Genomic DNA, 18,766 nt, shown 5'->3' on the forward strand with positions numbered 1-18,766 from the left:
GGCCGATTATGGCACCAGGTACGACGGGATTTCACTCGACGGGGTGATGATCACGTCGTGCAGCTTCCAGTCCAGGTTCTGCAGCTTCTCCTGCAGCGCTTCGACCTGCGCCACCGTCGGATCAGTGGAAGGAACCACAAAAACCTCGGCGTGGAAGAGGTGGCCCTGATCGCGCACCCGGGCGGCGGCGATGTCGACCCAGGCGCACTCGCCGGCCACCCGCTCCACCTCCGCGATGAGCGGGTGGGGTTTCGCCTTGAGCGTGGTGGCGCGGATGTCCGTGAGGTCGCCGATCGCCCCGCGCAGGTTGGTTACCCCGTCCTTGACGATGGACGCCGCCACCACGATCGCCGCCACCGCGTCCATCCACCACAGCCCGACCCCGATGCCCAGGACACCGACGATGGTGGCCACCGCGGTGGACCAGTCGGCCTTGTTCATGTCGGCGTCGGCGAAGAGCACCTTGTCGTGCAGGGGCTCGGCAAGTTTCATCTTCATCCGGCCGAGGATCACCGGGGCCACACCCGAAGCCGCCATGACGGCGATCATCAGCCAGCCCAGCCAGATGGCATGGCCGAAGATCACGACTATGCCGATCGGCGGCCGCTCACCCTCGATCAGTCCCACGACCGAGTGATAGATGAGGAAGGAACCCATGATGAGCAGGGCAGTCGCAGCGACGAGATGCGCCACGCCGATGGAGCGGTGGTGGCCGTAGGGGTGCTCAGGGTCGGCCGGGCGGTCGATGAAGCGGGTGGCCACGAGGAACGCGATGGGCGGCAGGAAGGACAGCAGATCCTCCAGCCACGCCGCGCGCATGGCCTGGGACTGGCCCGTCACCACACCGACCGTGGCCACCGTGATGGCGAGCACGACGATGGAGATCCACTCCAGGCGCTTGGCCCGGCGCAGCAGATCCTGCTGCTCCTCGGGGAGCGCGTGGCCCCTCCGACCCGCACCGGTCTCACGTTCGTGGGACATCAGATCTCCCCGCTTTCCTCGGCGAGGTAACGCTCGAGCGCCACCTGCAGTTCGTTCTCGCCCATCTGCACGCCCATGACGTTGTTGTCGGTGTAGGGCCGGGTCAACGCCATGTGTGACGACCAGGGAGACTTCTTGGTCAGGCCACCGATGATGACGTCGAGCTCACCCTCCTTGATCTGCTCCGCCAGCACACTCTCCGAGCCCGGCACCCACTCGACGCCCGCGTCGATGGACTCCGCGAAACCCTCGATGAGCTCGGCCTCCGAACCGGAGACCTCCCCGGTCGAGTCATCGACATCCGTCCAGGGCTCGTTCTCGGAGACGCCGACGACGAGCGTGCCACCGCGGGTGCGGTCCAGCGTTCCGGCGCTGTCCGCGGGGATGGATCCGCAGGCGGAGAGTGCGAGGATGCAGGGTGTGAGAACGAGCGTCGATAAGCGACGCCGGGCTGTGATCATGCGTGGGAGTTTATCCCGGGCCGGAGGTTTTTGCGGAGGAAATCTGGGGTTACGATATCCGCGCCGGTCGACGCGAGTGACGACGCCGTCGCGGGCCCATGACATCTGCCGAACAAGAAGGCCCTCGACATGACTTCACGCCTGCGTCTCACGCCCATGCGACCCCGCGATCCCGAGGAGCCGGGGAGGGCAGCGTCGTCGCTCGAGCTGTTCTTCGACCTCGTCTTCGTGGTCGCCGTGAGCGTCGCCTCCGCCCAGCTGCACCACGCGCTCGCCGAGGGGCACGTGGGGGAGGGGATCGCGAACTATACGGTCGTTTTCTTCAGCATCTGGTGGGCGTGGATGAACTTCACCTGGTTCGCCACCTCGTTTGACACCGTCGACTAGCTCTACCGCGTGCTCACCTTCCTCCAGATGGCCGGCGTGTTGGTCCTGGCCGCGGGCATCCCGGCGGTCTTCGAGGACCACAGCTACACGTTGCTGTACTTCGGCTACGTGATCATGCGCCTCGCGCTCGTCGCCCAGTGGCTGCGCGCGTCCCGCGGGACGGGGGCTTCTCGACGGGCCGCGCTGACCTATGCGGGTGGAATCACCCTGGTGCAGGTTCTCTGGGTCGTCTCGCTGCTGCTTCCGGGGCCGGCGTTCACCGTCTCCCTTGTGCTGTTGATTGTCGCCGAGCTTGCGGTTCCGGTGGTCTCGGAGCGCACGGGATCCACCCCCTGGCACCCGCACCACATCACCGAGCGTTACGGCCTGTTCACCCTGATCCTGCTGGGTGAGAGCCTGCTGGCCTCGGCGAACGCGATCTTCGAGGCGCTGGAGACCGGGGAACAGATCGGCTCGCTCGTCGGCTTGGCCGTCCTCGCGTTCCTCTCGACGGCCGCCCTCTGGTGGATCTACTTCTGGCCGCCGCACCACCACGCCATCGGCTCGCTCGCCGACTCCCTGGCCTACGGCTACGGCCACTACTTCATCTTCGCCGCCGCTGGCGCTTTCTCCGTGGGCATCGAGGTGGAGATCGACATCCTCACCGGGCACAGCGCGCTGCACCAACCCTGGGCCTCCTTCGCCTTCACCATCCCGGTTGCAGTTTTTGTGCTGGGGATCTGGCTGCTGGCTATTCGTCCGAATGCTGATCGGGTGGTCAACGTTGTGGTCCCGGTGGCTGCGCTTTTGGTGCTGGTCGATCCGCTGATCCCGGTTCCGTTCGCCCTGACTGCGCTGATCCTCGCGGCGACCGTGGCCGTACTGGTCTGGCGGAGGCCCGCGCGGATCTAAAGACCTACCGAGTGCGGTTCCGGAGGGGTCGGGAGGGGGTTTCGGTAGGTCTTTGTGTGCGGGTTGGAACGAGCGTCGAGTAGCTGGGGCTCTTCGACGCTTCGCCTGCCGGCGCGGATCTCATGACCTACCGAGTGAGGTTTCGGAGGGATCAGGACGGGGTTTCGGTAGGTCTTTGTGTGCGGGTGACGCTCCGCCTGCCAGGCGCGGATCTAATGACCTACCGAATTAGGTTCCGGAGGGGTCGGGAGAGGGTTTCGGTAGGTCTTTGTGTACGGGTTGGGAGGAGCGCCTGCCAGGCGCGGATCTAAAGACCTACCGAGTGCGGTTCCGGAGGGGTCGGGAGGGGGTTTCGGTAGGTCTTTGTGTGCGGGTTGGAACGAGCGTCGAGTAGCTGGGGCTCTTCGACACTCCGCCTGCCGAGTGCGGAGCTAAACCCGCTCGTAGCGCAGCCAGCAACGGCCCGGATCGACCTGGTCGGAGATGATGGACTGGCAGCGGACGAGGTGGCCGTCGATAAGCTGGAGTGAGTCGGTGACCTGCAGTTCCTGGGTGAGTGCGTGCCGGTCGATGCCGTCGGCGATGAGGACGGCGAAGTCGCCCGAGGTGTCGACCTGACCGTCGAAGGGCTTGCCCACCCACGGGTCCGGCTGCTGGAACGTGACGGTTTCCTCGTCGAGAACGCCCAATTCCGTGAAGCGCTCGTCGGGGTGGATGGTCAGCTCGCGGGTGGTCATGTCCTCGAACTCCGGGATGTCGGTCGGCAGTTTGTCGAGGTAGCGCTCACACGCCTCCTCGGGAGCGGACGCGGCCCCCTCGGCGTCCTCCTCCCAGGCCTCCTCGGGGATCAGCGGCGAAACGGTCTCGTCGAAGGGGCTGTAGCCGATCAGACGCCACGTTCCAGTGAAGTCGCTCATGGATTCAAAATATCGCGTATCGCCGCTCCCCGCAGCCACTTCGCAACCCGGCGCAGACCGGATGGAGCAGCGGCAAGGAATAACAACCCCGCCCCCGGAGGTTGCACCAGACATGAAATCACTGACATTCAACAATTACGGCGGCCCCGAGGTCTACTCCCTGGAGAGCCTGTCCATCCCCGAACCGCAGCCCGGCCAGGTGCGCATCCGCGTCGTCGCCGCGGGCCTGAATCCCGTGGACTCAGTGCAGCGCGAGGGCGGGCTCAAGATGCTGCACCCCTACGACTTCCCCAAAGTCGCCGGCAACGAGGTCAGCGGAACCATCGACGCCCTCGGTGACGGCGTGACCGGGTTCGAGCGCGGCGAGAACGTCATCGCGCGGCTGGGAAAGTCCGAACTCGGGGGCCTCGCGGAGTACGTGGTCACCGAGGCCTCGTTTGTGGCGCGGGCCCCGGAAAAGGCCTCGCTCATCGACGCCGCCGGCCTACCCCTCGCCGGCCTCACAGCCCGTCAGGCACTAGGGACTGAGCACCTCGACGTGCAGCCCGGCGACCGCCTGCTCATCACGGGTGCGGCAGGCGGAGTGGGACTGTACGCCATCCAGCTGGCCAAGCTCCAGAGCGCCGAGGTCACCGTTACGGCCTCGCCCCAGGGGGAGGGTCCGGTTCGGAATGCGGGCGCCGACCACGTGATCAACTACCGCGAGCAGAAGGTCTCGGAGGCCGGGCGGACTTACAACAAGATTTTCGACCTCGTCGGCGGCGACGACATGAATGACCTCTTCAACGTCATCGAAGCGGGCGGGCGCGTGGTCAGCATCGCTGGGCCGCCGTCACCGGGAAGTCTCGTACCCATGGCGGTTCCGCGGCGGAGGTGGCTGGTGGCGATCGTCGAGAAGCTTCAGAGCCGGAAGGCGTGTTCCCTCGCGCGGAAGGCGCAGGCCAGCTACGAATACTTCTTCATGCACCCGGACGGCGCCGAGCTCGCGGAGCTGTCCGCGCTGGTGGACGCCGGAAAGCTCACGCTCACCACGGACTCGACCTACGCGCTTGAGGAGTGGTCGAAGGCCTTCGAGCAGCTGGAATCCCGGCACTCCAAGGGAAAGGTGATCGTCGAGGTGGCCTAGCATGGCCCGCATGACTCAGACGGAGGAGATCTATCTCGCGGGCGGTTGTCTGTGGGGTGTGCAGGCGTTCGTCGATACGCTGCCCGGGGTCGTGGAGACCGAGGCGGGACGCGCCAACGGTGCGGCATCGTCGCTGGAAGGGCCCTACGACGGGTACGCGGAGTGTGTGCGAACCCGGTTTGACCCGCAAAAAACCAGCGTGGCGGAGCTGGTGGCGCAGCTCTTCGAGATCATCGACCCGTAGGCGGTGAACCGGCAGGGCCCGGATGTGGGGGAGAAGTACCGGACCGGGGTGTATTCGCGGGATCCCGCGCACCTGGAAGAGACTCGGGCGTTCATCAACGCACGGGAGGACCGGGAGCGCATTGCCGTTGAGGTGGGGGAGCTACGGGGCTACGTGCGCAGCGCCGAGGAGCACCAGCACCGGCTACGACGCTGCCCGGAGGATACCTGCCATCTGCCGGCGGAACTGCTGAACAGGTACCGCTGACCAGCTGACTTCGCGGGGCTACTTCACCTCGACGGAGTAGTTCGCCAGGTTGCTGCCCTCGGAGAACGCCTCCACGTGCCGGGTGAGCAGCTCCTCGGTGCGGGACTCCGCACGATCGAGGAGGCCGTTGTCCACGGCGGTCTGTTCGGCGCGGGACTCCTCGGTGGCCAGGAACTCGGCCATGTCCGACACCTGGATCTGGTTGATGGGGTTGAACGACTGGTCGTACTGCTCGACCGAGTTGGGGTCGATGGTGGAGGAGAGGACCTCCGTACGCGGGAGCGTGAGCGTGATGGTCTGTGCCGCATCGTCGACGTTGACGTCCACGGCGGTGAAGTCGCGCAGGCCGGCCTTCACTGTGCCGTCGTAGGTGATGAGGAACATGCTCCCCGTGAACGGCACATTCAGGCCGAAGACCCGGCTGTTGTCCTCGGTGAAGCGCCCGATGTTGGTGAAGTTGTACTCCTCCACCGACAGCTCCGCGATCGACTCGAAGGAGCTCTGAATCGTGTCGGAGGTGATCTCACGCTCGCCGGACTGGACGATCGAGGGCAAGAATCGGGAGCCGAAAAGGACAAGCCCGACCACGGCGAGGACGAGCCCCAGGAGCAGACCTGCGATGATGCCGGCCACGAGACGACCGCGGGATCGACGTTTGGAAATGACGGGGAGGGCGGAACTCATGGCGGTACTCCTGGGGCGGTGATGGTTGGATACGGGTGGGCAGGATCGGGGCGGGCGGGGCCGGCAGCAACCGCTGCTCCGACCCCGGTCAACTCACGCCTACTGATCCAGCGGAACGATGACGAGTTCCGTTGAATCCTCGGCAATGCGCTCCAGGGCGAGCTGCTCCTGGACCGCGGCATCCACGCCGGCGGTCTCGTCGACCAGGATGACGCCCTGGTTGCCCAGGTTGTCCTGCGCCGGGCCGAAGGAGCGAGAGCGCAGGTTGTTCTGGGTGATGCCGAAGAACTTGTCCAGGCCCTTGACGTTGAACTGCGTGGACATGTAGCGGGAGTCGTCTGAGGTGTTCCACTGCGAGATCACCAGGTCCATGTTGGCGATGGTGGATCCCGGCACGATGTACCCGCCGTAGAGCTGCGAGAAGTTGTCCGGGGTCTGCGGGTCGCCCCACCCTCCGTAACCGTGGACGGCGACGTCCGCGGGTGTGATCGCATTCCAGTCGCGGGCGATGTCCTCGGAGATGCGGACCTCGATGGCGAGGCGCTGCTCGTTGAACATGGCCAGCACCCAGTGGCCGTCGATGTAGCGCAGGTTCATCTCTCCGGCGCGCACGTTGGTGCCCAGGGCCGGCTCGTACTCGCTACCCCACACCGGCTCGGCGCCGTCGAAGGAGAGGTGCTCCCACACCTTGTAGTTGCCGATGTCCTCGGGGCGGAAGCGGGTGAGATAGACGTCGTCCTTGCGCAGGAAGGATGTGGAGACCATGTAGATGTAGCCGTCCGGGCCCTGCTCCCAGCTGACCAGCTCGCCCTTGCCGCCGAGGTAGTTCGCGGGGATGGTCTGCACGGGCTGCCAGGTCTGGCCGTTGTTGGTGGACTTGAAGATCTCCTCGCGCAGCACGTTGCCCAGCCCCTCGTTCCACATCGCGTGGAGGTAGAGCGTGCCGTTGATGTTGATCACGTCGGAGGGCAGGAGGGTCAGGCCGTCGGAATTGTGCCGGTACTTGATCAGCTGCTCGACCCTGTCGCCGGAGTTGAGCGGGCGTAGGATGCGGATGCGTCCATCGGGGTCCTTCACGGCGACCACGCCGACGGGACTGAGCCACTCTCCCTGGCCAACGGTGAGACCGCGGAAGGAGTCGCCGAAGATGATGGCGAACTCTTCGCCGACTCCGACCTTCACCATCGTGCCCAGGTCACCGGAGAGGAATCCCACCTGGTTGGAGATGCCGGGACCGAGAACATCGCCCACGATGTTGACGTCGAGGCCCTCGCTGACCTCGTCCGGTCGCGGGTTGCTGGGCTGGGTGGGCGTTTCCGGATCGCGGCCGTTTGAGGAGAAACCGGAGGACAGGTTGGGCAGCGACGACTGTGCCACGGCAACCGGGGCGGCGATCAGGCTGCTGGACAGGGCGAACGTGAGGGCGAGGGCGGTTTTCTTCACAGCAGGGGATTCTCCTGGAGCGGGGGTGTGCGCCGTGCCGAGACGCACGAACTTCTAAACTTTATCACCGGGTGGGGCAATGCGCCTGACAGATCGCTGTCGGGTGGAGCACAGGTATCAGGCGGCGAGCGCGACGCATCCCGGTGGCCTAGTCTGTGGCGCATGGCAACGGCGGATGCGTCGGGTTCGGCGCTGGAGACCTTCATTCTGGAGAAGTTCGACGCGCTGGTGGATCTGGTGACCGGCATGGGTGGTGAGGCGGCCAATACCGCGCCGCCCCTGCCCGGTGGCAATTCCATGGCGCAGCTGCTCACGCACTGCTGCAGAATGATGCGCAAGTGGTCATCCACCGTGAACCTCGGGGTGGAGGTCTTCCGCGACCGAGACGCCGAGTTCACCGCGGTCAGCCCCGTGAGTGAGCTTCGGGAGCTCGCGGCCGATACCCGGGCGGCGTTCATCGCCGACGTGGCGCAGGCCGACCCGGAGCTCGCGCCCGCAAATGTCTTCACTAATCGGGATGCGTTCTGGATCGCGACCTGCCACAGCGTCCTCCTGCATGTCTTCGAGGAGCTCTGCCAGCACCTCGGCCACGCGGAGGTCACGCGCGACCTGGTGGCCGCCGAGCGGGCCTAATCGGTCTCGTCGAGGGCGGGGTAACGGACCTTGCGGTCCTCGCCCACGACCGCACCCTCGTTGTACGTCGCCTCAGTGACCTGGCCCGGTCCCATGAGGTGACGGACCTCCTCGCCCGCGGCGAGGAGGTGGTCGGCGATGATGCGCCGGTGGCACCGCCACCACACCGCCTCCGAGCAGAAGAACGCCGTGGTGTGCTCGGCGGCCTCCCCGCGCAGGTCGTCCAAGGCCTCGGCGAATTCGTCCCCCAGGGCGTGGTCGGCGTAGTTGTGGAAGCTGCGCACGCGCCAGTTGGCGTTGACCTCGAAGGGTACGGTCTTGGACACTTTTCGACGCCCCGTCAACCCCTCGATCCGGCGATAGGAGATGCCTGCCTCGGGGAGTTCCTTCGCCAGCACGTCGTCATTGAAGTGCGAGTATTTCGTGGAACCGGGTAGCTTGCGCACGTCGGTAAGCGAGGTCACACCCGCCTCGGTGAGCATCCCGACGAAGACGTCGAGATCATGATTCGAGTGGCCGACGGTGTAGATGGGATTCGCTTTTCGGCTCATGCGGGCCACTCTACCCACGGCACTTGTGGGTCATTGCTGCCCGGACGGGAGCGTGATTGACCGGGAGCCGGCGCGTCGATAGTGTGGACGCTCAGCTACTAAGGTGTACCTAATTCACGAGGATGGAGGGAGGCGTGATGGAGGGCTACCCGTTCTGGGTGATCTGGGTTCTGCTGTACCTCGGCGCCACCTTCCGAGGCCAGGCGACGTACTGGATCGGGCGCGGCGTGCGCTCGGGGGCCCTGCGGGGAAGCGCCGGCCCCGGTTGGTGGCGGCGCACCCGCGACCGGATCAACCAGATGGACACCCGCCGGGCCCGCCAACTTCTCGACACCATCGGCCCCCTGGCCATCCCGCTCGCGTACCTCACCGTCGGTCTGCAGTCAGCCATCATCATCACCGCGGGCCTGACACACCTGGGCTGGGCGCGTTTCAGCATCGCTCAGGTCCCCGGCGCGGCGGCATGGGCGACGATCTACAGCACCATCGGATTCGCCGCCTGGGCCGGGATGATCAGTGCCCTGGCGGGCGACTGGTGGCCGCTCGCCGTGCTCATTGTGGCGTTGATCGCGGTCGGGGCGGTCATCGCTTTTCGACGCCGCGGCCGACAGGCCGCAGTGCGGGCCTAGCTCGCGGACTATCCGCCCGGTGCCCAGCTGGCTTCCGGCGTATTCTCCGCGGCATGACCTCTGCGCCCGCAGCGGGGCCAACGGCTCCGCGTGCGAACTCGTCATCAATCCGAGCCACCTGGACCACCCACACCGCCGCCTTCATTCTCGCCGCTCTACTGGCCCTCTTCCTTCACGAATGCGCCCACTGGCTGACCGGCGTCAACGCGGCCATAACCGCGGCCGCCGGGCCGGTGTTCTCGCTGGTGTTCGGGCTGGCATTGCTGGCGCTGCTGCCCAGGCCTGCTGCGCCCGGCATCGGCCACCTGCTGTGGCTCTGGACCGCCTTCGCCTCACTGCAGGAGGCGGTCACGTACCTGATCATCACCCCGTTCGGAGCCGGCGATACCGCCATCGTCGTCGAGCGACTGGATCTGCCCAGGTGGTGCGCGTTTGTCGCCTGCGGCGTGGGTATCGCTGGAATGATCCTCGTCGCCCGTCGTTTTGCCCCGCACGTTGCGCGGCTCGCCGGCCCTGAGATTGGTCGGATTCGGGCGACGGCATTTGTGCCGTGGATCATCGGCTCGGTCGTGCTCGCCGCCCTCAACCTGCTCCAGCTCAGCGTCTCGGAGTTGACGGTCACCACGGGGGGAGCAGATTGCGGGAATGGCCAACAGCGTCTCTCTCGGGGTGTTCGCGCCCATGTCGATTAGCTGGGCCCCGCGTCTTGACGTGCCCCGAACGCCCCCTCGGCTGCCCTCGGCCCCGTGGGTATTCCTGGTCGGTGCTGCGGCGATGGTCGTGCTGAATGTCCTGTTGAAAAACGGGGTCGCCCTTGGCTGAGGCGAGTGGGTGGTACGCGACGTCGCAAAGCTGAACCGGGTGGGGGGTAACCGCGGGGTGAATTGTTGGACGACTGAATAAAATCTGCTCCCGCCTGCCTTGAGATTTGTGTGGCAAAAGTATCGCTCAATCGAAGGGGTGGGTTCATGGCTCATCCCAATCGGGGGTGTAGGAGTTGGGGTCTGAAGCCGCCGGTCTCGAGCAGGCTTCGGGCGATGTAGTTGGTCAGGTTGCGGAACCCGAGTGCGGAGCCGCGCAGGTGTTCGAGCCGTTCGTTGAGCGCCTCGGTCGGCCCGTTGCTGGTGCCGGGTCGTTCGAAGTAGGCGAGCACGTCAGCGGCTCGCTTCTCCAGGGTCCGGCCCAGGGTGGTGAGCTCGGTGAGCACCTTGGGGATGCCGGCGCTGAGGTCGGTGATCAGCTTCTCCATGCGCTCGCGGCCACGTTGCCGGTCCTCGTGGCGATAGGCGGCGATCATGCGCTGGTAAACACCCCAGGTCGCCTCGACCTCGACGTGAGCGTCATCAACGAACAGCGCGCGTAGCCTGTGGCTCTGCTTCTCGGTGAGCAGGTCCGCGCCGGTGTGCAGCGTGCGCCGCGACTTGTAGAGCGGGTCGTCCCTGAACCCACGGTGCCCGTGGATCGCGAGTTGGACCCGGCGCCGGCACCTGTCGAGGGCGTCACCGGCCAGGCGCACGACGTGGAAGGGATCCATCACCGTGACCGCGTCCGGGATCTCCTCTGCAGCGGCGGTCTTGAACCCGGTGAAGCCGTCCATCGCGACCACCTCGACCGCGTCACGGAAGGCGTCGTCGCGGTCGGCGAGCCAGGTCTTGAACGCCGCCTTCGACCGGCCCTCGACCATGTCCAGCAGCCTTGCTGGGCCGGCCCCATCGCGGACCGGGGTGAGGTCGATGATCACGGTGACGTACTTGTCGCCACGCCTGGTGTGGCGCCAGACGTGCTCATCGACGCCAATGACCTTCACGCCCTCAAACCGCGTGGGGTCGTTGATCAGCAGCCGCTTGCCTTCAGCCAGGACCGCGTTGTTGGCGGTGTCCCACGCGACCCCGAGTCCCTCGGCGACACGGGCGACGGTGAGGTGTGCGACCACGATCCCTTCCAGCGCCCACCGCAGCCCGGTGCGCGAGAGCTTCGCGCGTGGCTCCGCCGCGGCGCTGGTGTCTTGGCGCCACACGTGTCCGCAGTCGGCACAGCGGTAGCGGCGCACTACAACTTCCAGCACGGTCGGTCGCCAGCCCAGCGGCTCGTGGGCCAACCGCCGGATCACGGTGTCACGAGCAGCGCCTTCGCTGCCGCACCGTCGGCACCACTGATTTGGTTCCACCACGCGGCACGCGAGGACCGCACGATCCGGTTCAAGTCGTCGTCCGGTCAAGCTCAGACCGAGGCCGTCGAGTCGAGCGAAGGCGGTCAGGTCAGGGCGGCCGAAGCCGGCCGGCGGGGTAGTGTCGGTCACGTCGGGGACTTTCGGATGGATGGCGTAGGAACCTCCATCGTCGGGAGATCTCGACGTCTATCTGCGGACCGACGCGCCCGGCCGACCTACACCGTCATCTGAGAAGACCCCTGAAACGTCTTCGACGATGACGGGACCGGCGAGGAGGAGGGCGCGGTGAGCTAAAGGAATGGAGCTTGCTCGGCTTCGACGCCGCCGCAAGCTCCGGTGAAACGGTCGGTACTGGTCGGTCGTCGTCGGCCGCCACCGGATGGCGGCGTCCCCCACGCTCGGCGTTTGCGCAGGTCAGCGGCTCGTTCGCCTAGTGGGCGCATCAAGCGATAGACGCAAAGCCGACGTGATTAGGTCGTCGGTTCGATTCCGACAGGCGGCTCCGGCGAACAGCCCCTGACCTGCGGAAACGCAGGTCAGGGGCGGTTTGGTTCTGGTGGTCGCGCGATGCGCTGGCCTCACGGCTCTGCCCGACACCGACGTCGCTCTCCTCTGCGACGGACCCCTCGCCGGCTGAGCGCTCGCGGCCGGCATCCTGTCCGTGTGCCGATAGGCCTCGCACCGCTCGGCAACGCAGCATGGCGTTGCGTAGCGACCTGGCGACGGCTCGGCGGGGCGCGATCGTCTCGTGCGTTGGCGGACTACGGGAGCTTGGACGCGAGGACGTCGGCCGCCAGGATCTCGGGTGCTGCGCTGAGGAGGTGCTGGTTGTCCATCAGGGCTGCGATGATGGCGCCGTTGGCGTGGGCGTCGCGAGCGGCCTCGTCGGGGAATGCATCGAAGATCCAGAAGGTGTCGGCGTGGGTCCTGACCGCGAACCAGACAATCGTTCCTACTTCTTCGTTGGCGAGTGCGACAGCGCCGGCGAGCAGATCGGCGAGCGCGTCGTGCTGTCCATCGGCCGCGACGATCTTGGCGACGAAGGCATACGGGAGTGATGCGGGTGTGGACATGAGGGACTCTCCTAGGTGTCGGGGTTCTTCGTGGGACGAGTTCAGCGTATCACGAGCGAGGGCCGGTGGGGAGTGGCGTATACGGCAGTATTGCTATTGTTTACGTCATGCGTATCGGACTGATCGCGATCGACGGCTGCTTCGGTTCGGCTATTGCGTCGATCATCGACATCGTGCGGGTGGCCGACGGAGCTCGCGGCGATGTCGACCCGCGGATCGACCCGATCGAACTCGCCATCCTCGGACCGAAACGGCGAGTGACCACGACGGCATCGATGACCCTGTCGGTGGACCAGCCGCTGTCGGAGTCCGGAGAGTTCGACGTGGTCGTCGTCCCTGCGCTTGGAACCCTTACGGCCGCCGCTACCAACGACGTCCTCCAGAGCCGAGATGCTCGTTCGGTCATCGCCTCGCTCGGGCGCCTCGACGAGGCGACCACCCGGATCGCCGCGGCGTGCACCGGCGTGTTCGCTGTCGCCGAGACCGGACGGATGCATCATCGGCGGGCGACGACCAGCTGGTTCCTGGGGCCGGAGTTCCTGAAGCGCTATCCGACCGTCGCCCTCGATCTCGACACCATGGTCGTGGTCGACGGGAACCTCGTCACCGCCGGCGCCGCGTTCGCCCACATCGACCTCGCGCTCTCACTCGTGCGATCGATCAGCCCCGACCTGGCCCAACATGTCGCCAAGCTCCTCATCATCGACGAGCGCCCGTCGCAGGCGGCCTTCGTCGCCTACGAACATCTCCGGCACGAGGACCCGATCGTCGTCGAGTTCGAACGCTTCGTGCGCGCCCGCCTGGACGAACCGTTCAACGTCGCCTTCGTCGCGCAGTCGCTCGGCACCAGCCGGCGCACCCTCGAACGACGAGTCCGTGCGGCGCTCAACCTCACTCCGCTCGGCTTCGTCCAACGGCTTCGCATCGAACGAGCTCGGCACCTCTCAGCAACCACGGACCTCACCTCCGCCGAGATCGCGCTACGGGTCGGCTACGCGAACGCCGAGACTCTGCGCTCCCTCCTGCGTAGGGAGCGACGCCGTTCCTGACCTATCGCAATGCCTGTAGCCGGTGTGCTAGTGCTCGACTGGAACCACCTCTCAGCACGTCGCGTCGACGCTCCCGCGTCGCCCCTGGACGACCCGCTCGACACGCCCGCAGCACAGGCCATGTGACGTGTCCCGGCTTCGCGGACGGTCGGGGTTGGGTGGCTGTGATGTCGCTGCGTTCTCGTCGAGAGGATCAGCAGACCCGATCAGAGCCGATTGGGATAAGACGCGAAGGCGGTCAGGTCAGGGCGGCCGAAGCCGGCCGGCGGGGTAGTGTCGGTCACGTCGAGGTCTTTCGGATGGATGGCGTAGGAACCTCCATCGTCGGGAGATCTCGACGTCTATCTGCGGACCGACGCGCCCGGCCGACCTACACCCTCATCTGGGAAGAGCCGGGTTCATGTCAATGCTGAAGAAGGGGGCAGCCGTGGCAGCAGCACTGGTCCTTGCCCTCACTACCGCGGGATTAGCGTCGCCGGCCGCCAGAGCTGACGACGACACCGCCAACGTTGATTAGCTGGCCGGCGTGAACATCGAGCCCGGGCACGTCATTGCCGTCAATGGGTCGAAGGTCTCGTCGACCCTCTCGAAGCCGCCGGCTGTCAACCACGGTGACACAGTCCGGGTCGCCTGGGATGTGTCCGTACGGGCAGTGACCTCGAGCAACCGCGTTCAGACGTCGTGGGGATACCTGGTCACGCTCCCGGAGCAATACACGGACAACGTGTCGTTCTCGTACACCGGAATTCCCAACGCCTCCGGCACGGGTTCGCGCAAGATCGGTGAGCAGCGTGCGGTCGCGGGGAGCAGGGCGCTTGCTCCGACGAGCGCACAGTACGACGACGGCACCCGGGAATTCCACTACGAGGACCAGGGCGCGGACCCCCAGATATTCAGTTCGGCGCAGCCCTTTACGCCCCTGCACTACTACCTGCTTGATGCGCCCGTGGGCGGAGTCACCACGTTCCGGATCGAGGCGGACGTCGACACCGCGGTGTTCCCCGAAGAGCAGAACCCCGCGACCTTCTACGTTCCGGTCCGAGTCGAGAAGGCGTGGCGCTGTTTCGACGAAGCGGGCCCCTCCGGTAATCCTGCCGACGACTGCATGTCGCTGCTCGAGTACCGCGATGTGGCCACCACTGGGCTAACTGATCCGATCGCCGAGGATGGCAGCCCGGCCATCGCTTCGGCGAACTTTGACCTCAACGGGCTGCGTGGAGAAAGGAAGTGCGCAGCGACCGGCGAAACCAAGGAACCGTTCCGGATCGGTGCCGACGTGGAATCAGCGCACGGGGGTTTCAACTACACGGAAACGTTCCACCTTCTGGAGAACCCGGCGATTCGTTTCGTCAGTGGCGTCGATGATCTCTGCGACCGCCACGTGGCACCGATCCGCTTCGGACAGCCCGATAACCAGGGAAGTGTCGACAGCAGCTCTCTGAGCTCTGGTCTGGGAAGCTCCGCGGGAAGTAGCTCGTTGTCGTCGTAGGGGGATGCAGTGCGGGGACTCATCAATAGTCGCCAGGGGAGGATGGTAAAGACTGCTTAAGCAGCGGAACCGGGGTCTCGTCGAGAGGAATGGCGAGGTCGGGCCGGTGCGTGCGGAGCAGACGCTCGATTTCCCCGTACTGCCAGTTCTTCTCGTAGTCCTCCGGGAGGAAGCACACGTTCTCCACCCAGGCGGAACCTCCGGCCCGGTCGTCGGGATACTGCGTTGACGTCAACGCGCGGCCCACTGAGACAGCGCGGGTGGGTACCACCAGGGCGTCGAATACCATTGCATGAGCAAATTTCTTGTGGGGTTCCGCCGCGAGCGGTCGAACATCCGAGAAATGGAAAACCTGCGGAAATAAGTACTGTTCCCCAGAGTTGGGTGCTCGCCCGTGCGTCACGATGTTCTCGAATCTGAGGTGGCCATCCTGCCGGGGAGTGCGAAGAATGAATCCTTCCTCAGTCAGCCTCAACTGCACGCGCCGCGCCCTCGGATGCAGCGTCGAAAAGTGCTTATCGACGCCTATGGCCTAGCCCTCGCCGGCTTCGCCCCGATCCCGTGGGAGGGTCTGCAGCCCGCCGAGCGCAAAAAGATCGAGGAGAGAGACAGGCAGGAGCTGGTCACGCGCTGGGTCATCCCGCTCACGTGGAAGGGGCGCGACTACCTGCGCGATCACCTCAGCGACAGTGAACGGGCCCTGCTGGTTCCCAGATTCCCGGGAAGCGAGCCGACCCGGCTGTTCCTGCCCGGTGTCCGGGGGTTGAGCCCGGCGGAGTTCGCCGAGGTCTACGACACGGCTTTCCGGAGGTACTGGCGCGGTTAGCGGCCCCTCGAGCGCAGATAGTCGCTCAGCACAGCCGAGCCCAGATCGTCGAGCTCCGGGTTCTCCAGCTTCCCGCCCACGCGGGAGGCCAGCTGCTCCAGGAAGTGGCGGAGGCCGGGGTCGTCGCCGAGCTGGAAGAAGGTTGTCTTCACCCCGCGCCGGGTCACCCGGTCGAGCTGGGTGACCGTCCTGCTGATCGTCTCCGGGCTGGACGGCCAGTCGAAGAATGCCTCGCCGTGCGGATCGAGGTGGGCGGTGGGCTCACCGTCGGTGACGATGAGAAGTGTGGGTTCCATCCCGGGATGGCGGGCGAAAAACTGCTCGGCCAGCAGTAGGGCGTGATGGAGGTTGGTGCCCTGTTCGTACACCGGGGCCAGCGCGGTGAGTTCGTCGATGTCCATCGTCATGGCGCGGCGGCCGAAGGTGATCAACGCGAGCTCGTCGCCCCGGAAACGGGTGGACACGAGGTGGTGCAGCGCGAGAGAGGTGCGTTTCATGGGCACCCACCTGCCCTCGGAGGCCATGGAGAACGAGGTGTCCACCAGTAGCGCGACCGCGGAGGAGGTACGTGTCTCGGTCTCGGTGATCTCGACATCGCGGACGTCGATACGCACTCCTTCGGACGTGTCGAGTCCCTCGGCGGCGCTGCGCTGGAGAGCGTTGGTGATCGACCGGGTGACGTCCCAGGTCTGGGTGTCGCCGAATTCCCATGCGCGGGTGGCACCGGTGGGTTCGCCGAGTGCGCCGGTCAGCCGGGAGTCCCGGGAACCTCGGCTGAGCTGGGCGGAGGCGTCCTGGAGGAGAGTCTTCCCCAGGCGACGCATGGCTTCGGGGGATAGGCGCAGGGAGCCGTCGGCGTCGCGACGCAGCAGGCCGCTGGAGCGCATCGCCTTCTCGATGTCCGCAAGCGTCTGCGCGGAGACCGCGGCCTCTTCGCCGAGCGTTCGCCGAAGCATGTCCAGGTCGATGTCCGCCGGGTGCGAGCGGCTGAGCTGGTCGGTGAGAGAGTCGAGATCCGCGAGGTCCTGCACCGCGCCGGCGCCGTCGCCCAGCCCGAGCCCCTGATCGCCGGAGAAGTTCTCCGATCCCCACCAGTCCAGGTCCGGGCGGGCGCCGCGCAGGTTCGCGTCGAGCTCGCCGAGCTGGGCCATGAGTTCCGGGGAGCCGAAGGCCTGCGCGGAGAGCTCCATGAGCTCGCGGCGCTGCTCCTCGGTCATGGAGTTGAGCATGCGCTGCGCGGCGGCGGAACGCTGGGCCATCGTGTCGATGAGTTCGTCGATGTTCGCCGGATTCTCGGGGAACTGCTCGCCGTGCTCCGCCATGAAGTCGGCGAAGTCCTGCTCGGTGTCCTCGCCACGGCGGTGCTTGCCCAGCAGGTCATTGAGGTCACGCAGCATCTCGGAAACCGCGGCGCGGTCCTCGTCGGTGGCACCCGCCAGGGCCTGCTTCATGCCGGCGAAGCGCTGCTCCAGAATCTCCCGGCCGAGCAGATCCTTGATGGCCTCGAACTTCTCCCGCGCATCGGTGGACTGCCAGTCGTAGTCGGCAAGCTCGCGCACCGCCGTGGCCGTGGAGTCGGGCAGGTTGGTCATCTGCATCTCGCGCAGGGAGCGGTCGGTGTCGTCCATCATGACGTCGCGGGCGAGCTGGCCACGCTCGGCAAGCACCGCGTCGTCGAGAAGCTTCTTCGCCTCCTGCAGCGTGCCGGTGAGGTTGTGGCGCTCCAGTAGTTCGCGGCGGCGCTCGGCGAGGCGGCGCATGAGGTCGTCGTAACCCTCGCGGTTCATGCCGCCGCGGCGCAGGTACTCCTGCAGGGCCTGCTCGGGGGAGTAACCCTCCATGACGTCGCGGGAGATGGCGTCGAGCGCGTCAGTGAGGTCGACGGGAGGGGTGAGCGGATCCGGCCCGCCGGAGTAGCGGGCGTAGCGGGAGCGGCGGGAACCGGAGGAATGAGCGTTGGCCATGGTGTATCTCCTAGCCGGGGGTGTACGTAATCGGCCAGAGTAACTTGATCACCCAATCTCTGCAGATATAGATTTCCCAGGCACTATCGGACGCTAGACTCCTGGTGAATTCTGACGTGGTGAGAGCTAAACACAGCCCCGAAGTTTCCCACTGCTACCGGTTCACCGGTACTGACCAATGCTGGAGAAGATGACAGATGAGCACACAGGCGCGGCCCAGCGGCTCTATTTCTTTCGCAGGCATCGATCTGGCATCCGACCCGAAACGAACCGGAGTTGCGGTCATTCGGGAGGAGCACGCGGGCGAGCGACTGGTCGTCCACCACGCACTTCTTGGGGCGGACGACGACCACATCGTCAAGCTTGTGGAGGAATCCCAGAAAGCCGGGGTAGACGTGCCGTTCGGTTGGCCGAGGCCTTTTGTGGAACACATCGCTTCGCATGCAGCGGGTTCTGTCGAGGTTCCTAAGACGACGGGCCCGGACTGGCGACGATCGATGGCTCTGCGCCGGACGGATATGTTTGTGCATTCGAGGCTGGGCCTCACGCCGCTGAGCGTCTCCACAGATCGCATTGCATACCCGGCGATGAGGTGGTCAGCGCTGGAGGCGCGTTTACGGGCGAGCGGGCTCGATTGCTCCCGCAATGGCACGGGGCGGGTATGTGAGGTCTACCCGGCGGCGGCGCTGAAATCCTGGCACTTGATTCATCGCCGGTACAAGAAGACGGCGAACGCAACCGCGCGGGACGAGCTCGTGGGGCAGGTCGAGGAACGGTGGCCGAGCCTGGAATGGAACGGCTTCCGTGCGCTGGCCGTTCAATCGGACGATGTGTTGGATGCGATCATCGCCGCGTTGGTGGCGCGGGAATCTTCGCAGGGGAGGACTATCCGCCCCTCCCGGGAGCAACAGGCTGATGCGATGGTCGAGGGGTGGATTCACTTGCCCAACGTGGATTGAGTGAATCAGCCGGGGTCAGCGGGAAAAGAAGGGCTGGCGGAGA

The 18,766-nt window shown here is 66.0% G+C and carries 18 protein-coding genes and 2 pseudogenes; 10 read left to right on the plus strand and 10 right to left on the minus strand.

What is annotated here, in order from left to right:
* Window positions 1-6: 6 nt before the first annotated feature.
* Window positions 7-981, minus strand: a complete 975-nt coding sequence (locus tag CDOO_RS04905) for a cation diffusion facilitator family transporter (RefSeq protein WP_018022613.1) — start codon at window positions 979-981, stop codon at window positions 7-9.
* Complete coding sequence (locus CDOO_RS04910) at window positions 981-1,442, minus strand: substrate-binding periplasmic protein (protein WP_018022614.1); 462 nt, start codon at window positions 1,440-1,442, stop codon at window positions 981-983. The genes CDOO_RS04905 and CDOO_RS04910 overlap by 1 nt, the downstream gene beginning before the upstream one ends.
* Before the next feature lie 156 nt (window positions 1,443-1,598).
* Here CDOO_RS04910 and CDOO_RS04915 point away from each other — a divergent pair.
* Window positions 1,599-2,720 (plus strand): annotated as a pseudogene (locus CDOO_RS04915) (low temperature requirement protein A).
* A gap of 431 nt (window positions 2,721-3,151) precedes the next feature.
* Here CDOO_RS04915 and CDOO_RS04920 read toward each other — a convergent pair.
* Window positions 3,152-3,637 (minus strand): hypothetical protein, encoded by a 486-nt coding sequence (locus CDOO_RS04920; RefSeq protein WP_018022617.1) that lies wholly within the window; start codon window positions 3,635-3,637, stop codon window positions 3,152-3,154.
* Between the two features lie 112 nt (window positions 3,638-3,749).
* On the opposite strand from CDOO_RS04920, the gene CDOO_RS04925 reads away from it, so the two are divergent.
* A complete protein-coding gene (locus CDOO_RS04925; protein ID WP_018022618.1) occupies window positions 3,750-4,763 on the plus strand; it encodes an NADP-dependent oxidoreductase in 1,014 nt (337 codons plus the stop codon).
* Between the two features lie 10 nt (window positions 4,764-4,773).
* A pseudogene (locus CDOO_RS04930) lies at window positions 4,774-5,253 on the plus strand (peptide-methionine (S)-S-oxide reductase).
* Window positions 5,254-5,271: 18 nt separating this feature from the next.
* Here the strand turns inward: CDOO_RS04930 and CDOO_RS04935 are convergent.
* Together CDOO_RS04935 and CDOO_RS04940 are read right to left on the minus strand one after the other, a co-directional pair.
* Window positions 5,272-5,937 carry a DUF4230 domain-containing protein gene (locus CDOO_RS04935; RefSeq protein WP_018022621.1) on the minus strand — a complete coding sequence of 222 codons (666 nt, stop codon included), beginning with the start codon at window positions 5,935-5,937 and terminating at the stop codon, window positions 5,272-5,274.
* Window positions 5,938-6,036: 99 nt separating this feature from the next.
* On the minus strand, window positions 6,037-7,191 hold the full coding sequence (locus CDOO_RS04940; protein WP_155861374.1) for a DUF4185 domain-containing protein: 1,155 nt from the start codon (window positions 7,189-7,191) through the stop codon (window positions 6,037-6,039).
* Between the two features lie 351 nt (window positions 7,192-7,542).
* Here CDOO_RS04940 and CDOO_RS04945 point away from each other — a divergent pair, with 351 nt between their 5' ends.
* Window positions 7,543-8,013, plus strand: coding sequence for a mycothiol transferase (locus CDOO_RS04945; RefSeq protein WP_018022623.1), 471 nt, complete (start codon window positions 7,543-7,545; stop codon window positions 8,011-8,013).
* Here the strand turns inward: CDOO_RS04945 and CDOO_RS04950 are convergent.
* On the minus strand, window positions 8,010-8,564 hold the full coding sequence (locus CDOO_RS04950) for a DUF488 domain-containing protein (RefSeq protein ID WP_018022624.1): 555 nt from the start codon (window positions 8,562-8,564) through the stop codon (window positions 8,010-8,012). The genes CDOO_RS04945 and CDOO_RS04950 overlap by 4 nt on opposite strands.
* Before the next feature lie 137 nt (window positions 8,565-8,701).
* Between CDOO_RS04950 and CDOO_RS04955 the strand changes: the two genes are divergently transcribed.
* Both CDOO_RS04955 and CDOO_RS13230 read left to right on the plus strand, forming a co-directional pair.
* Entirely contained in the window at window positions 8,702-9,193 is a 492-nt protein-coding gene (locus tag CDOO_RS04955) for a DedA family protein (RefSeq protein WP_018022625.1), read from the plus strand.
* A gap of 53 nt (window positions 9,194-9,246) precedes the next feature.
* Window positions 9,247-9,885: a hypothetical protein gene (locus CDOO_RS13230; protein WP_018022626.1), complete on the plus strand. Its 639-nt coding sequence runs from the start codon at window positions 9,247-9,249 to the stop codon at window positions 9,883-9,885.
* 281 nt (window positions 9,886-10,166) lie between these two features.
* Here CDOO_RS13230 and CDOO_RS04965 read toward each other — a convergent pair whose 3' ends face one another.
* Both CDOO_RS04965 and CDOO_RS04970 read right to left on the minus strand, forming a co-directional pair.
* On the minus strand, window positions 10,167-11,492 hold the full coding sequence (locus CDOO_RS04965; protein WP_026159455.1) for an ISL3 family transposase: 1,326 nt from the start codon (window positions 11,490-11,492) through the stop codon (window positions 10,167-10,169).
* Between the two features lie 632 nt (window positions 11,493-12,124).
* Window positions 12,125-12,436 carry a putative quinol monooxygenase gene (locus tag CDOO_RS04970; protein WP_018022628.1) on the minus strand — a complete coding sequence of 104 codons (312 nt, stop codon included), beginning with the start codon at window positions 12,434-12,436 and terminating at the stop codon, window positions 12,125-12,127.
* A 107-nt stretch (window positions 12,437-12,543) separates the two neighbouring features.
* On the opposite strand from CDOO_RS04970, the gene CDOO_RS04975 reads away from it, so the two are divergent.
* A complete protein-coding gene (locus tag CDOO_RS04975; RefSeq protein ID WP_018022629.1) occupies window positions 12,544-13,485 on the plus strand; it encodes a GlxA family transcriptional regulator in 942 nt (313 codons plus the stop codon).
* Between the two features lie 526 nt (window positions 13,486-14,011).
* A complete protein-coding gene (locus CDOO_RS04980) occupies window positions 14,012-14,974 on the plus strand; it encodes a hypothetical protein (RefSeq protein WP_018022630.1) in 963 nt (320 codons plus the stop codon).
* Window positions 14,975-14,996: 22 nt separating this feature from the next.
* Here the strand turns inward: CDOO_RS04980 and CDOO_RS04985 are convergent, their stop codons facing one another.
* The gene (locus CDOO_RS04985) at window positions 14,997-15,263 is read right to left on the minus strand and encodes a hypothetical protein (RefSeq protein ID WP_018022631.1); all 267 of its coding nucleotides are present in this window, start codon (window positions 15,261-15,263) and stop codon (window positions 14,997-14,999) included.
* 105 nt (window positions 15,264-15,368) lie between these two features.
* Here CDOO_RS04985 and CDOO_RS04990 point away from each other — a divergent pair, with 105 nt between their 5' ends.
* Window positions 15,369-15,800 (plus strand): hypothetical protein, encoded by a 432-nt coding sequence (locus CDOO_RS04990; RefSeq protein WP_018022632.1) that lies wholly within the window; start codon window positions 15,369-15,371, stop codon window positions 15,798-15,800.
* Here CDOO_RS04990 and CDOO_RS04995 read toward each other — a convergent pair.
* The gene (locus CDOO_RS04995) at window positions 15,797-17,764 is read right to left on the minus strand and encodes a vWA domain-containing protein (protein ID WP_018022633.1); all 1,968 of its coding nucleotides are present in this window, start codon (window positions 17,762-17,764) and stop codon (window positions 15,797-15,799) included. The two genes, CDOO_RS04990 and CDOO_RS04995, sit on opposite strands and share 4 nt — an antisense overlap.
* A 197-nt stretch (window positions 17,765-17,961) precedes the next feature.
* Between CDOO_RS04995 and CDOO_RS05000 the strand changes: the two genes are divergently transcribed.
* Window positions 17,962-18,723 carry a DUF429 domain-containing protein gene (locus tag CDOO_RS05000; protein ID WP_018022634.1) on the plus strand — a complete coding sequence of 254 codons (762 nt, stop codon included), beginning with the start codon at window positions 17,962-17,964 and terminating at the stop codon, window positions 18,721-18,723.
* Window positions 18,724-18,766 lie beyond the last annotated feature (43 nt).

Origin of the sequence: Corynebacterium doosanense CAU 212 = DSM 45436 (assembly GCF_000767055.1) — a bacterium.
GTDB lineage: Bacteria > Actinomycetota > Actinomycetes > Mycobacteriales > Mycobacteriaceae > Corynebacterium > Corynebacterium doosanense.

Coding starts and splice junctions, on each gene's coding strand:
- CDOO_RS04970 (WP_018022628.1), bottom strand. CDS start 12,436: ATGTCCACACCCGCATCACTCCCGTATGCCTTCGTCGCCAAGATCGTC.
- CDOO_RS04910 (WP_018022614.1), bottom strand. CDS start 1,442: ATGATCACAGCCCGGCGTCGCTTATCGACGCTCGTTCTCACACCCTGC.
- CDOO_RS04950 (WP_018022624.1), bottom strand. CDS start 8,564: ATGAGCCGAAAAGCGAATCCCATCTACACCGTCGGCCACTCGAATCAT.
- CDOO_RS04975 (WP_018022629.1), top strand. CDS start 12,544: ATGCGTATCGGACTGATCGCGATCGACGGCTGCTTCGGTTCGGCTATT.
- CDOO_RS05000 (WP_018022634.1), top strand. CDS start 17,962: ATGAGCACACAGGCGCGGCCCAGCGGCTCTATTTCTTTCGCAGGCATC.
- CDOO_RS04935 (WP_018022621.1), bottom strand. CDS start 5,937: ATGAGTTCCGCCCTCCCCGTCATTTCCAAACGTCGATCCCGCGGTCGT.
- CDOO_RS04995 (WP_018022633.1), bottom strand. CDS start 17,764: ATGGCCAACGCTCATTCCTCCGGTTCCCGCCGCTCCCGCTACGCCCGC.
- CDOO_RS04905 (WP_018022613.1), bottom strand. CDS start 981: ATGTCCCACGAACGTGAGACCGGTGCGGGTCGGAGGGGCCACGCGCTC.
- CDOO_RS04985 (WP_018022631.1), bottom strand. CDS start 15,263: ATGGTATTCGACGCCCTGGTGGTACCCACCCGCGCTGTCTCAGTGGGC.
- CDOO_RS13230 (WP_018022626.1), top strand. CDS start 9,247: ATGACCTCTGCGCCCGCAGCGGGGCCAACGGCTCCGCGTGCGAACTCG.
- CDOO_RS04955 (WP_018022625.1), top strand. CDS start 8,702: ATGGAGGGCTACCCGTTCTGGGTGATCTGGGTTCTGCTGTACCTCGGC.
- CDOO_RS04920 (WP_018022617.1), bottom strand. CDS start 3,637: ATGAGCGACTTCACTGGAACGTGGCGTCTGATCGGCTACAGCCCCTTC.
- CDOO_RS04925 (WP_018022618.1), top strand. CDS start 3,750: ATGAAATCACTGACATTCAACAATTACGGCGGCCCCGAGGTCTACTCC.
- CDOO_RS04945 (WP_018022623.1), top strand. CDS start 7,543: ATGGCAACGGCGGATGCGTCGGGTTCGGCGCTGGAGACCTTCATTCTG.